Here is a 13,008-nt window from a genome sequence, read left to right as displayed (position 1 = left end):
ACTGAACCGCGACCGCGCACGGGAGTGCCCGCCGAACGAGCACTCCCGAGCGAAGGAACCATGACCGTCACGCCTTTCCGGATCTCCGTCTCCGACGACGTCCTGCACGACCTGCGGCAGCGCCTGCGCCGTACGCTCTACACCGAGCCGTCCGACTCCACGTACTGGGCGGCCGGCACCGACCCCGGCTACCTCCGGGGTCTCGTCTCCCACTGGGCCGACGGCTTCGACTGGGCCAAGGCCGAGGCCCATCTGAACACCTATCCGCACCACATCGCCGACGTCGGCGGACGCCCGGTCCACTTCGTCCGGCTCAGCGGCCGGCGCGCCGAGGGCGCGCCCGCCCCCCTCCCGCTGATCCTGACGCACGGCTGGCCGAGCAGCTTCGTGGAGATGCTGCCCGTCGCCGAACTCCTCGCCGACCCCACCGCGCACGGCGGTGACCCCGCCGACGCCTTCGACGTGGTCGTGCCCTCGCTGCCCGGATTCCTCTACTCCGCTCCGCCGGCCGGGCCGTTCACGCGGCGGGGGGTCGCCGAGACCTGGCACACCCTCATGACCGAGACGCTCGGCCACGCGCGCTTCGGCGCCTTCGGCGGAGACATCGGCGGCGGGGTGACCCAGTGGCTCGGAGGCCTCCACCCCCGTGAGGTGGTCGGGGTGCACATCACCTCCGCCGTCGTCGCGTGCGACTTCGAGGCCGAACCGCCCACGCCGGAGGAGCGGACCTACCTCGACGCCCTCACCGCCTACGACGCCCAGGACGGGGGCTACAGCGAGATCATGTGCACACGGCCGGACACGATCGCCGCCGCCCTGCGGGACTCGCCCGCCGGGCTGCTGGCCTGGATCGTCGACAAGTACCGCGACTGGAGCGACTGCGCGGGGGACGTCGAGTCCCGCTGGGACAGGGACACCCTCCTGACGGTGGCCACCCTCTACTGGGCCACCGGCTCCATCGGCTCCTCCTTCCGGCAGTACTACGACTACCCGCACAACCGGCCCGTGCCGCCCGTCGAGGTCCCGGCCGCGATCACCCTGAGCCACGAACCGGCCTACGCCGACTATCCCCGGAGCCTCGCGGAGCGCACGTTCCGCGACCTGCGCCACTGGAGCACCCCGGGGCGTGGCGGCCACTTCATGGCGCACGAGGAACCCGCCCAGGTCGCCGAGGAACTGCGCGCCTTCTTCCGTCCGTTGCGGTAGCCGCGCCGCCGCTCAGGCCGCCGGGCCGAAGGCCGTCGCGTCGCGCTCCGCCCACGCGGAGAAGGAGCGCGCGGCTCGGCCCGGCGGCGCTCGACGACCTGGTCGGCGAACCGGCCGTCTCCCGGCCGGTTTTCGGGACGGGGTCGCTCTCGGGTCCTCAGGAGGACTCCTCGCCGTAGCGGCGTTCGAACTTGGCGACGCGGCCCTCGGAGTCCACCGTGCGGGCCTTGCCCGTGTAGAAGGGGTGGCTCTCCGAGGAGATCTCGACGTCGACGACGGGGTACGTCCGGCCGTCGTCCCATTCGATGGTCTGCTCACTCGTCGCCGTGGAACGGGTCAGGAACGCGAACCCGGCCGAGCGGTCGCGGAACACGACGGGTCCGTACTCCGGCTGCTTGTCCTGCTGCACATGTCCTCCTCGAGCGGCCTGCTTTCTGGGCCCAGCCTCGCGGCGCTCCGTGACGCCGACCAGCGACCGGGGGCCGACCGGGTGACGGGGCGCGGAGAGGGCGGGGCCCGTGAGGCCGTTCCCTCGTGATCAAAGGCCCGCTATCGTCAGGTGATCGCGCGCCGCCCCCGGGGCGGCCGCCGGTGAAGGGGGAAGCGCATGGCCGCCGTCGTCGTCCTGCTGGGTGTGATCGGGGTCGCCGTCGCCCTGCTCGTCGTGACGCTGCTGCGACGCGGCAGCGGACGGACCGAGAACGCCGACGGGCTTCTCATGGAGCAGGCGCGCCGAGAGCAGGCACACCACGACCGGGTCTCGTTCTCGGCCATGGCCCAGCACGGTTCGATGCCGACCATGGGCGACCACCACCACCGTCGGCGCTGACCCCGGGACCCGGGTCCGGCGTCAGGCGGGGGACGCCCAGCGGGCGGCCAGCAGGAGGGCGATGTCGTCCGGGCGGTCCGTGGCGCGTCGGGCGTCCCGGATCAGCCGGTCCGCCGTCTCCGCGAGCGGGGCGGACCCCGTGGCCGAGAAGGTACGGCGCAGCCGCTCCACGCCCTCGTCGATGTCGTGGCCCGGCTGCTCCACGAGCCCGTCGGTGAACAGGGCGAGGACCGCGCCCGGTTCCAGGCGCACCTCGGTCACCGGGTACGTCGCGTCGGCGTCGATGCCGAGGACAAGGCCGCCCGCCAGGTCCATGACCTCCGTCTCCCCGTCCGGGTGCCGCAGCAGCGGCTGGGGATGCCCGGCCCGCACGGCCTGGGTGGCACCGGTACGGGGGTCGAGGACGATGTAGCAGCAACTCGCGAACTGCCCCGGGTCGAGGGCGATCAGCAACCGGTTGGTGCCCTGCATCACCTCCTGCGGCGGATGGCCGCCGATGGCGAAGGCCCGCACGGCACTGCGCAGCTGGCCCATCGTGGCGGCGGCGGCGACCCCGTGCCCCTGGACGTCGCCGACCACCAGCGCCAGCTGTCCCTGCGCCGTCTCGATCACGTCGTACCAGTCCCCGCCGACGTCCATCCCCTGCGTCCCGGGGAGGTAGCGGGCCACGGTGTCCACCTGGTCGAGCACCGGCAGGCGGTGGGGGAGCAGGGCGTCCTGCAGTCCGCGGGCCAGCGCGGACTCGGAGTCGTAGCGGCGGGCCCGCTCCAGCGCCTGGGCGATCAGCCCGGCGAGGGCCGTCAGCACGGTGCGCTCCTCCGGGCTGAACCCGCGCGGCCGGTCGAAACCGAGGATGCACGAACCGACGGGCCGGCCCGAGGCGATCAACGGGAGGAAGGCCCGGGCCCCCGTGTCGGCGTCCAGCGGAAGCCCCGGATAGGCCACCCGCAGCTGCTCCATCGACTCGTAGAAGAGCGGTCGCCCGGTCGTGAGGGTCTCGACGCCGGGCAGCCGGGCGTCGAGACCGACGCCGTCGAACGGCTCCAGGAACCCGGGCGGGAACCCGGTCTCCCACGCGAGGTAGAGGTGGCGCTCGCTCAGGAGGTAGATCGCCAGCTGGCGGCCGCCGAAGGCGGGGAGCAGCTCGTCGGTCACCACCGCCGACACCTGGCGGGCGGTGACCGCCTCGGTCAGGGCGATGGCGAGCGCCACCGGCCGGTACAGCGCCGCCGCGCGGTCCGCGGGGGAGCCGAAGCCCATGTCCGGCTTGGTCACGGAGGTGGGCTGGTAGACGGGGTCCTCCTCGGGGAGCAGCAGCAGCGTCACCCCGTCGTGGCCGGGATAGAGCGAGACCGAGAGCCACTCCCGTTCCGAGGGGTGGGCGAGGAAGTGCACCGACTCGTCCGAGAGCAGGGCCGCGCGCAGCTGTTCCTCGTGGGCGGGGTGGCCGAACCAGGGGAAGACCTCCACGAGGGGCCGCCCGGCCAGCGCGGACCGGGGACGGCCCACGAGGTCCTCGGTCCGGTGGTTGACGTAGGTGATCCGCCCGAGCCGGTCGATGGCGAGGATGGCGCGGGGAAGCCGGTCGGTGGCGTCGGAGCCGACAAGGCCGGTGCCCAGGTCGACCAGCGAGCCGGTCAGCCGTCCTCCGGCGGGGAGGCCGGGCGGGACGTCGGCCGGCGGCGGGGCCGTCATCGCGGCCGAGGAGCCGGCCGGCCCGTCGCGGGAGGCGGCGCGGGCGGAGACCTCGAGGAGGTGGAGCCCGCCGTCCGGGCCCTTGAGCCGGATCCGCCGGGCCACGGGAGCGCCGGACTCGGCGGCCCGGCGGGCGATCGTCCACAGGGCGTAGGTGTCCTCGGGGGCGAGGCGGGCCGTGAGCGCCTCGATGGTCCCGGGCCACGGGGCCTCGTCGCCGATGATCGCCCGCAGCCCGTCGTCGACGGTGACCTTTCCGGAGTCCAGGTCCCAGTCGAAGTAGCCGATCCGGATGGGCGGGGTGCCGGCCGACGGCAGCTGGACGCACACCGGCTCCGTGGGCCACGCGACCGACGTGCCGTCCGCGCTCAGCTCCGCGAGGGCCGCGCCGAGCCGGCGCGCCTCCTCGGCGAGCCGCCCCCGGTCGCGGGCGTTGACGGGCACGCCCGGGCTGGGCGCACGCAGCACCACGAGCACCCCGAACCGCTCGCGGCCGCTGACGACCGGCGCGTAGAGGGAGGCGAAGGGGAACGGCAGGCTCGCCACGAACTGGGGGAAGAGCCGCATGGCCTCCTCCGCGTCGGCCAGGTGCACCGGCTGGCCGGAGCGGTACGCCTCCGCCACGGGGAACGGGCGGTTCACATGCATCCGCCACCAGGGCCGGAACAAGGAGCCGGGCAGACCGGCCAGGACCGCGAGCCGCAGCAGGCCGGGGGTGCCGGAGCGCAGGTACACACCGCCCGCGTAGCCGCCGACCGCCTCGATCGTCCTCAGGGCGGCCTCGGCCAGCGTCAGCGGCAGCGCACCGAACGCCTGTACGTCGGCGCGCGCTGTCCTGGCCGCGTCCCCGGCGTCGGCCGACGACACGGGGCCGGGCGCACCGTACGAGGTCACACTGCCAGCATGCTCCCGGGCCGAGCCGCCCCGCATCTCGGCGGTTGCGGACCGCGTCGCGCGGCGCTTTCCGCGCCGGGGCCGCGAGCCGTCGTCGTTCTCCGGGAATCCGGCGCCGCCCGGGGGCGAGGGGCGGTCGCGTCGGGGAACATGGGGGGCCAAGGCGGGGAGGCGGGTGCCATGGAGGCCGGTGTCCTGACAGCGGTGATCGCCGCGGCGGCGCTCGTCTGCCGCGCGGCCGTCCTGGAGTGGCGCGACCCGGGCGCCGGCCGCCGCGTCTGGGCCTTCGCGAAGGATCCGCGGGCGCTCGGTGCCGGGCTGGCCGCCGCCGTCCTCCTCGGCGCCGTGGCCTGGAGCCGGGCCGGTGCGGGCGCGGTCGTGTGGGCGGCCCTCGCCGGGGTGCTCGTGGCATCGCTGACGGCGGGAAGGCGGCCGTCCGACGACCGGGACGGCCGGCCCGGGAACCGGCCGACGTAACCTTCGGCGCCCGAACCCTTGACGTACGACTTAACTCATCCCTTGAATCATGCCTGCAACCAAGCAGTCGGCATGTTCTCGGGAGGTCGATGTCATGAGCATGATTAGCCGCGCGTCGGCCTCCTCCCCCCACCAACGGAAGAGAGAGTCATGCGCCCCTCCCGCACCCCACGGCGCGCGCTGTGGTCGGCCATGACGGCGGTGACGGTCCTCGCCGTCACCGCCCTGGGCCTCGGCACACCGGACCCCGACGCAGGGCCTCCCGTCACGGAAGCCGCCGTCAGCACCGTCGCCCAGGCCGCCGCCGTCACCTTCTCCGACGACTTCGACGGACCCGCGGGCGCGGCCGTCGACGGCGCCCGGTGGCAGATCGAGACCGGTGACAACGTCAACAACCACGAGCGGCAGTACTACACGGCGGGCAACCGCAACGCCGCGCTGGACGGCCAGGGCCACCTCGTGATCACCGCGAGGAAGGAGAATCCCGGCAACTACACCTGCTGGTACGGCCGGTGCGAGTACACCTCCGCCCGTCTCAACACGGCGGGCCGGTACACCGCGCAGTACGGCCGGGTCGAAGCCCGGATGAAGGTGCCTCGCGGCCAGGGGATGTGGCCCGCGTTCTGGATGCTGGGCAACGACCTCGGCCAGGTCGGCTGGCCCGCCTCCGGCGAGATCGACATCATGGAGAACGTGGGCTTAGAGCCGTCGACGGTGCACGGCACCCTCCACGGCCCGGGCTACTCCGGCTCCGGCGGGATAGGCGCCGGGTACACCTTGCCCGGGGGCCAGGCCTTCGCGGACGCCTTCCACACCTTCGCCGTCGACTGGTCGCCCGGCAAGATCACCTGGTCGGTCGACGGCACCGTCTACCAGACCCGCACCCCCGCGGATCTCGGCGGCCGGGCCTGGGTCTTCGACAAACCGTTCTTCCTCATCCTCAACCTGGCCGTCGGCGGCTACTGGCCCGGCGACCCGGACGGGTCCACCGTCTTCCCGCAGCAGCTCGTCGTCGACCACGTCCGCGTCACCACGGCCGACAGCCCGTCCTCCGGCGGACCGATCACCGGCATCGGCGGCAAGTGCGTCGACGTCGCCGGCGCGAACACCGCGAACGGGACGGCCGTCCAGCTGTACGACTGCAACGGCACCGCCGCCCAGAAGTGGACCGTCGGCGCCGACGGGACCATCCGCGCCCTGGGCAAGTGCCTCGACGTCGCCTCCGGCGGCACCGCCGACGGGACCGTCGTCCAGCTGTGGGACTGCAACGGCACCGCCGCGCAGCGCTGGGACGCCAACGCGGCCCGGGACATCGTCAACCCCCAGGCGAACAAGTGCCTGGACGCGACGGGCAACAGCTCCGCCAACGGCACCCGGCTCCAGATCTGGACCTGCGGCGGCGCCGCGAACCAGAAGTGGACGGTGACCCGCTGACCGTCCCGGCCCCGGACGTGCCGCGCACGTAGCGTCGCGACCCGGGCGGGACTTCAGGGGGCCGACCTGCGGGCCGGGCCTTCGGACGCCGTCCGGAGGCCCGGCCCGCAGCCCTGGAGCCCGTGCCCGGGTCGACCGTCCCGAGGGGTGCGCGTCAGGAGTCTCGCGGCGGTATGTTGCGTACAAGGACGTGACGACAGGGGGCAGGGTGACACAGCGCAGCGGCCGTACGGTGCGTGACCTGCGGCGCGAGAACCGCACCGCCGTTTTGCAGCGCCTCTACTTCGACGGTCCGCTGAGCCGCTTCTCGCTCGGCCCCGCCACGGGGCTGAGTTCGGGCTCCGTGAGCAACGTGGTGGCAGAACTGGTCGCCGAGGGACTGGTGGAGGAGGCCGGCAGCGTCGACTCCGCCGGCGGACGCCCCCGCATCCTGCTCCGCGTCAGGCCGGACAGCGGCTACATGATCGGCGTCGACGTGGGGGAGACCCGGATCCGGGTCGAACTCTTCGACCTGGCGCTCACCGAACTCGCACGGGTGGAGCGACCGCTCGCGACCGAGGGCCCGCGGCGGACCGACCGCTACGACGTCGGAGTCGTGGTCGGGCATCTGCGCGAAGGCATCGCCGAGGTTCTCGAGCGGGCCGGCATCGAGGCGGAGAGGCTCCTCGGCGTCGGGGTCGGCGTCCCCGGCATCGTCGCCCGCACCACCGAGGACGGCGCCGTGGTGCACGGCCAGACCATCGGCTGGGACGGCGTGCCGCTGGAGCGTCTGCTCCGCGAGTCCGGCCTCCTCCCCGAGTCGGTGCCGTACTACATCGACAACGGCGCCAAGACACTCGGTCAGGCGGAGATGTGGTTCGGCGCCGGACGCGGCGCGCGCAATGCCGTCGTGGTGCTCTTCGGTTCCGGCGTCGGCGCCTGCGTCGTCTCCGACGACATGCGTCCCGGCCGGGCCGTGGAGTGGGGACACCTGACCGTACGGGTCCGGGGGCGTCGGTGCCGCTGCGGCGCCCAGGGCTGCCTGGAGGCCTACGCGGGAGCGGAAGCGCTCCTGGAACGGTGGGCGGAGGCGGGCGGCCGGCCCCCGGTCGGTGTGGACGAGGAGACGGCGCTGACCGCCATGCTCGCCGCCGCGTACCCCGAAGCGGAAGCCGGTGCGGACCCGGCGACGCAAGCGGGCCCCGCCGGCGCGGCCGCCCCGGCGCGCGAGGCCGACGCGACCGCCCTGGCCGTCCTGGAGGAGACCGCGGAGTACCTCGGAGCGGGCTTCTCCGACCTGATCAACCTCTTCCAGCCCGAGCGGATCCTCGTCGGAGGCTGGGCGGGTCTCCAGCTCGGCCACCGCTTCCTGGACGCGGTACGGGCGCACGCCACCTCCTACGCCCTGGCCTACCCGGCCGCCCACGTACGCATCGACCTCGGCACCCTGGGGCCGGACGCCGTGACGGTGGGCGCCGCCATCCTGCCGCTCACCGACTTCTTCGCGCGGGGCGGACGCCGGGCCGACACGGATTCGCGGGAGCAGGAGCCCATCCCTGCCTGGCGTGCGACCCTCGAGGAGCGGACGGCCCCCTGAGCCACGTCCGGTGTGTCGCGGCTCGGGCGGCACCCCCCGGACACGACGCGTGGGCGCGGGTCACTCCTCCAGGCCCGGCAGCCCGTCCGGGGCCGGGCAGATCCGGTGGCCGGCGTGATCGAACACGTACAGCTGCGCCAGATCGACGAGCAGCGGGATCTGCGCCCCGGTGCGCACCCGGACGTGCGGGCCCGTCCGTACGACGAGGTCGCTGCGGCCGACGGCCCGCCGCTCCTCGGACGCCGGTGTCTCGGGGCCGACCGGCTGCGGTGCGTCGGCCGTGGGGGGGGCGGGTTCCGCGGGACGGGACCCGCCGGTCCTGGCCAGCGCGTGCTCGCGCAGACGCGCGAGGACGGTCCGCTGCGGGGTGCGGCGGCGGCGTCCGGCGGTGGGGCGGGGGCGGGACGCCTCCAGGTCGGCCACCACGGCCGGGTGCGAACCCGTGTTCACGTGTACGAGCGCTTCGTGGCCCTGGTACTCCACGTGCTCGACGATGCCGGTCAGCGCCACCTCGCCGGGCCGCGCCTGGCTGGGCGGGGCGATCCGTACCGCCTCCGAGCGCAGCCCCACGATGATCCGGCGCCCCTGCTGGATGCGGAGCAACTGGTGGTCGCCGCTGAGCGGTTCGGGCAGGAAGAGGCGCTGCCGGCCGAGGTCGATCGACATCCGCGCGTCCAGCGGCGCGTGCACCACGGCCTGCAGCAGGCTGATGCGCGGCGTACCGATGAACGCGGCGACGAAGACGTTCGCGGGCAGGGCGTACGTCTCGCGCGGGGTGCTGATCTGCTGGAGCACACCTCCGCGCATCACCGCCACCCGGTGGCCCAGGGACATCGCCTCGGACTGGTCGTGGGTGACGTAGACCGTGGTCACGCCGAGCTCGGCGGTCAGCCGGGCGATCTCGGCCCGGAGGTGACTGCGCAGCTTGGCGTCGAGGCTGGAGAGCGGCTCGTCCATCAGGAAGACGGACGGGCGCCGGGAGATCGCCCGCCCCATCGCCACGCGCTGCCGTTCGCCACCGGACAGCTGCCCCGGGAAGCGGTCGAGGAGATCCTCGATCGCGAGCATCCGCGCCGTGGCCTCCACCTGCGGACCGTGGTCCGTGCGCGGGTCCCGCAGCTTCAGCGGAAAGCCGATGTTCTCCCGGCCGGTCATGGTCGGGTACAGCGCGAAGCTCTGGAACACCATGGCGATGTCCCGCTCGCGGGGCGGTATGTCGTTGGCGTACTCGCCGTCGAGCAGCAGTTCGCCCTCGGTGATGTCCTCCAGGCCGGCGATCATGCGCAGTACCGTGGACTTGCCGCAGCCGGACGGCCCCAGCAGGACCAGGAACTCACCCGGTCGCACGGTGAGGGAGACACGTTCGACGGCGTAGGAGTCGCGCCCGTATCTCTTGCTGACATCGCGCAGTGCAATGGCACGGCTCATAGCGATCCGCCTGAAGGAGGGAGGAGGAAGGAGGGAGGGGAGAGCGAGGGGGGAGAAGAAGGGGGGAGAAGAAGGGGGGAGGGCGCATCAGGGGAAAGGCAGGGCGCGGGGTGTGACGCGTGCCGGATGTGACGCGTGCGGGGTGTGACGCGTGCGGGGTGTGACGCCAGAAGTTAGCCGACAAATGCCCTTCAGGGAACGCCTTGCGCCAAGATCGGGAGAAGCGGCTCCAGGTCGGGCAAGAGGCGAACCGGCCAAACAACTCCCCGCGCTCTTCAGCGAGTTGAGAGACTCGAACGAGCGCGCTCCAGCGGCGGGCGAGCACCGGTGTACCCCGGTCGGCGGCACGCCGGGCCCTCGCCGGGCGGCAGCGGGCCGGATCGACGACAGTGGGGGGCGTGGACGTCGATGTGGACGAGGTCGCCTCGGAGCTGTACGGACTGCTGCCGACGGACTTCACCGCCGCCCGGAACGCCGCCGTCTCCCGGGCCCGTGAGGCGGGCGACGCGGAAGCGGCCCGGCGGATCGCCGCGATGCGGAAGCCGACGCTCGCGGCCTGGGCGTCGACCCTTCTCGTACGGCACCGACCGGAGGAGACCGAGCGGCTGCTCCAGCTCGGGCGCGCGCTCAGGGAAGCGCACCGGAACCTCGACGGACCCCGGCTGAAGGCGCTCGGCCACCAGCAGCACGCCGTCCTGGCCGCGCTCGCCCGGCAGGCCCGTGACCTCGCCGCCGAGGCGGGGCAACCGGTGAGCGACGCCGTGGTGGGGGAAATCGAGGAGATCGTGCGGGCCGTGGTCGCCGACGAGAGGACGGCAGAGCGGTGGTCGACCGGAGTCCTGGAGAAGGCGCCGCCCGTCAGGGTCGGCTTCACCGGTCTGGAGCCCGGGCCGGGGGCCGTGCCCACGCCCCCGGGGGACGGCGGGGGAGCCCGTCCGGAGCGGGGGCGGGACCGGCGGCGCGAGGAGCCGGGGGAGGCCCGGGAGGAGGGGAGCCAGGGGCGGACGCGGGACAGGGAGAAGGAGGGGAGGGAGAGGCGGGAGGCGGCGGTCGCGGCCGCCCGGCGGGAGGTGGCACGCCGGGACAGGGAGCTGCGCCAGGCCGAGGAGGCCCGGCAGGCGGCCGGTCGCCTGCTGTCCCGGGCGGAGGACCACCTCGCCGACCTCGAGCGACGCCGCCGCGAGGCGGAGCGGGAGCGGGACCGGGCACGGGAGGACGCCGAAACGGCCGAAGAGCGGGCGACGGAAGCGGGACGGGCCGCGCAGACGGTCCGGGAGGCGCTGGAGCGCCTCCCGGACGCCTGATGACGGCACCTTTCCGCTCGGCGCAGGCCGGGCGATTGTCAGAGGTGGATGCGATGCTGCCGGGTATGGACGAGCTGATGAGAGGCCGTGTCTACGGCGCCGACCACGACGACCCCGATCCGGGGCCCAGGCCGGGGCACGACTACCGGGAACTGGTGGCCGGCCCCCTGGACGGACTGCTCCTCGACGTCACCGGTTGGACGCCTGAGCAGCTCCGGCAGGGAGCCGCACTGGCCACCGAGATAGGGACCTACGGACCCGGTGGCCGTGCCCAGTACGGACCGCGGGACGGCGATCCGTCGCACTGGGACTGGGAAGGCGACATCCGCTGAGGCGAGCGGCCCGCGGCACGACGACCGGAGGCCGGCCGGAACGCGTGTTCCGGCCGACCCCGGGAGGCGTGTCACGGACCGACGGCCGTCACAGCGCCGGGTAGGCGTTCTTCATCAGCTCCTGGAACTGGGCCGAGAACCACTGGCCCGAGATCGGCGCGTCGGGAAGGGCGCCCGACATGCTGTTGCCGTTGCGCGCGTTGCCCGTGTAGGTCGGGTCGCACATCCGGTCGAAGCCCTTGCCCTCGTTGTTCGGGATCTCCTTGCTGGCGCCGTCGGACTCGCCCGGGGGCTTCATCCACACGTACGCGTCGATGCCGGCGGCCGGAGCGGCCTGCGGCCGTTCGCCGAGGCCCGCGCCCGACTGGTTGCACCAGTTGCCGAGGTGGATGCGCCGGTCGTAGCGCCCGCCGTTGACGTACGTGTCGACCGAGGTCTGCGCTCCCGGCGTGGTGGGACGCGCGGTGCCGCCCCAGCCGTTGCGGGAGGTGTCGATCAGCATGCCGAGCTTCGAGTCGAAGCCGAGCGTGACCAGCTTGTCGCGCATCGCCTGGGCGTACGACAGCTCGTCGACGTACCGGTTCCAGTCGACCCACTTCGACTGGCGGACCGAGACCCCGTTGACGGAGTCGTTGATGCCGAAGTGGTTCTCCTTCAGGGCGCTGTAGTTGGCGGTGTTCACGATGAAGCCGTGGACGTTGGCGACCGTGGAGCCCTCGGCGGTCGCCGCCTGCTTGAAGAGTTCGGCGGAGGGGCCGAAGTTGTCGTCCCAGCCGAGCCAGCCGTGGTGGCCCGCGTCCACGTAGTTGTAGACGTTGGCGATCGAGCCCAGCTTGTTCAGCGCGTAGCCGACGCCCTTGATGTAGTTGCCGTTGGACTTCATCACGTCGCAGTTCGGGGTGGCCGTGGGGCGCCCGGAGACGTTGGTGACGAGGTTCGGCAGCGAGTCGATCTCGACGGTGGTGACGACCCGCAGGCCGGCGTACTTCGGGTCGGCGAGGACCGCCGCGATCGGGTCGATGTACTGCGTCTTGTAGCGGTCGATCTCGGTGGGGCCCAGCTCGCCGTTGGAGGCGAGCGCGGCACAGTCGCGTCCCGGCAGGTTGTAGATGACCAGCTGGACGACGAGCTCACCGTTGCCCTTCTGGACCAGGGCCTCGTCGAGGTGGTCGCGCAGGCTCATGCCGCCGTTCACGCCGCCGATGGCGGCGATGCGGTCGAGCCAGACGCCGGTGGGCTGGTTCGAGATCCTCGTCCCACCGGGCTCGGCGGCGGCCTTCTCCGACCACTCCGGGTTCACGTACACCTTGGCGCCGGCGTACGGGTTGTCGGCCTTGCCGCTGGTGGGCGGCGGCGTCGTGGGCGGGGTGGTCGGGTCGGTCGGCGTGGTGGCGCCGTTGCAGGTGACGCCGTTGAGCTTGAAGGTCGCGGGCACGGCGTTCGTGCCGCTGTAGGAACCGTTGAACCCGAAGGAGGCCGTGCCGCCCGTGGCGAGGGATCCGTTGTAGGACAGGCTCTTCGCCGTCACGGCCGCCCCGGACTGGGTGATCGTGGCGTTCCAGCCCTGGGTGACCTTCTGGTCGCCGGCGTAGGACCACTCCAGGGTCCAGGTGGCCACCGGGTCACCGGTGTTGGTGACGACGACATTGGCGCCGAAGCCGGAGTTCCACTGGTTGGTGACGGTGTAGTCGACCTTGCAGCCCGCGGCGGCGGCGCCGGCGGTGGACGACATCACGGTCGCCGTGGCGCCGGTCGCCGTGATCAGGCCGATGGCCGCCAGCAGGGCGGTGCGGCCGGTGGTACGGCTGGTTGTGCGGCTCATTTCGTGGGGTG

The 13,008-nt window shown here is 73.3% G+C and carries 11 protein-coding genes; 7 read left to right on the top strand and 4 right to left on the bottom strand.

Going from position 1 to position 13,008, the window contains the following annotated elements:
* The first annotated feature begins 60 nt into the window (after nucleotides 1-60).
* A complete protein-coding gene (locus tag ACZ68P_RS21900) occupies nucleotides 61-1,206 on the top strand; it encodes an epoxide hydrolase family protein (protein WP_471008587.1) in 1,146 nt (381 codons plus the stop codon).
* A 157-nt stretch (nucleotides 1,207-1,363) separates the two neighbouring features.
* Here the strand turns inward: ACZ68P_RS21900 and ACZ68P_RS21895 are convergent, their stop codons facing one another.
* Nucleotides 1,364-1,615, bottom strand: a complete 252-nt coding sequence (locus ACZ68P_RS21895) for a type B 50S ribosomal protein L31 (protein ID WP_471008584.1) — start codon at nucleotides 1,613-1,615, stop codon at nucleotides 1,364-1,366.
* A gap of 198 nt (nucleotides 1,616-1,813) precedes the next feature.
* On the opposite strand from ACZ68P_RS21895, the gene ACZ68P_RS21890 reads away from it, so the two are divergent.
* The gene (locus tag ACZ68P_RS21890; RefSeq protein WP_471008581.1) at nucleotides 1,814-2,035 is read left to right on the top strand and encodes a hypothetical protein; all 222 of its coding nucleotides are present in this window, start codon (nucleotides 1,814-1,816) and stop codon (nucleotides 2,033-2,035) included.
* 21 nt (nucleotides 2,036-2,056) lie between these two features.
* Here ACZ68P_RS21890 and ACZ68P_RS21885 read toward each other — a convergent pair whose 3' ends face one another.
* Nucleotides 2,057-4,660 (bottom strand): SpoIIE family protein phosphatase, encoded by a 2,604-nt coding sequence (locus ACZ68P_RS21885; RefSeq protein ID WP_471008803.1) that lies wholly within the window; start codon nucleotides 4,658-4,660, stop codon nucleotides 2,057-2,059.
* Nucleotides 4,661-4,804: 144 nt separating this feature from the next.
* Here ACZ68P_RS21885 and ACZ68P_RS21880 point away from each other — a divergent pair, with 144 nt between their 5' ends.
* From ACZ68P_RS21880 to ACZ68P_RS21870, 3 genes are all read left to right on the top strand, one after another.
* Nucleotides 4,805-5,101 (top strand): hypothetical protein, encoded by a 297-nt coding sequence (locus tag ACZ68P_RS21880; RefSeq protein ID WP_471008579.1) that lies wholly within the window; start codon nucleotides 4,805-4,807, stop codon nucleotides 5,099-5,101.
* A 150-nt stretch (nucleotides 5,102-5,251) separates the two neighbouring features.
* Complete coding sequence (locus tag ACZ68P_RS21875; protein WP_471008576.1) at nucleotides 5,252-6,535, top strand: ricin-type beta-trefoil lectin domain protein; 1,284 nt, start codon at nucleotides 5,252-5,254, stop codon at nucleotides 6,533-6,535.
* Nucleotides 6,536-6,743: 208 nt separating this feature from the next.
* Nucleotides 6,744-8,111 (top strand): ROK family protein, encoded by a 1,368-nt coding sequence (locus ACZ68P_RS21870; RefSeq protein WP_471008574.1) that lies wholly within the window; start codon nucleotides 6,744-6,746, stop codon nucleotides 8,109-8,111.
* A gap of 60 nt (nucleotides 8,112-8,171) precedes the next feature.
* Here the strand turns inward: ACZ68P_RS21870 and ACZ68P_RS21865 are convergent, their stop codons facing one another.
* Nucleotides 8,172-9,539 (bottom strand): ABC transporter ATP-binding protein, encoded by a 1,368-nt coding sequence (locus ACZ68P_RS21865; RefSeq protein WP_471008572.1) that lies wholly within the window; start codon nucleotides 9,537-9,539, stop codon nucleotides 8,172-8,174.
* Nucleotides 9,540-9,937: 398 nt separating this feature from the next.
* Here ACZ68P_RS21865 and ACZ68P_RS21860 point away from each other — a divergent pair, with 398 nt between their 5' ends.
* Together ACZ68P_RS21860 and ACZ68P_RS21855 are read left to right on the top strand one after the other, a co-directional pair.
* Nucleotides 9,938-10,843, top strand: a complete 906-nt coding sequence (locus ACZ68P_RS21860; protein ID WP_471008569.1) for a hypothetical protein — start codon at nucleotides 9,938-9,940, stop codon at nucleotides 10,841-10,843.
* A 65-nt stretch (nucleotides 10,844-10,908) separates the two neighbouring features.
* Nucleotides 10,909-11,175 (top strand): hypothetical protein, encoded by a 267-nt coding sequence (locus ACZ68P_RS21855; protein ID WP_365714102.1) that lies wholly within the window; start codon nucleotides 10,909-10,911, stop codon nucleotides 11,173-11,175.
* 88 nt (nucleotides 11,176-11,263) lie between these two features.
* On the opposite strand, the gene ACZ68P_RS21850 is transcribed toward ACZ68P_RS21855, so the two are convergent.
* The gene (locus ACZ68P_RS21850; RefSeq protein WP_471008566.1) at nucleotides 11,264-12,997 is read right to left on the bottom strand and encodes a glycoside hydrolase family 6 protein; all 1,734 of its coding nucleotides are present in this window, start codon (nucleotides 12,995-12,997) and stop codon (nucleotides 11,264-11,266) included.
* Between the last annotated feature and the right edge of the window lie 11 nt (nucleotides 12,998-13,008).

This window comes from Streptomyces sp. NPDC036822 (assembly GCF_055609145.1).
The sequence above is the reverse complement of the archived record's forward strand: the minus strand, read 5'-3'. Positions and strand labels throughout refer to the sequence as shown.